The 251-nt window shown below is 46.6% G+C and carries 1 protein-coding gene; it reads right to left on the bottom strand.

Annotated features, from left to right (window positions below; translation table 11 throughout):
- On the bottom strand, positions 1 to 251 hold a 251-nt coding region (locus RAD10_RS42315), incomplete at both ends, for a branched-chain amino acid transport system II carrier protein (protein ID WP_461622069.1).

Here is a 251-nt window from a genome sequence, read left to right as displayed (position 1 = left end):
TCAATTAAAGCAAACAAGAACGCAACCAAGGTTACGACCCGAAATGCCACTTTAGGATTAGGCATTTTGTGGCGCACAAAGGCGAGGACTACCAGAGCTATCGCGACAGGATAAAGCGCAACCAAAACTGGAATCGACAAAGCAATCAGCTGAGATAAACCAACATTAGCAACCACTGCACAAGCAACGCCATTAATCACTACCCAAGCGCGGTATGGAAGAGGCGTCAAGGAGCAGAAATAGTCAGAACA

The sequence above is a fragment of the Bradyrhizobium sp. 23AC genome (assembly GCF_054863025.1).
Note: the sequence above shows the minus strand (reverse complement) of the source record. Positions and strands in the feature narration are given on the sequence as shown.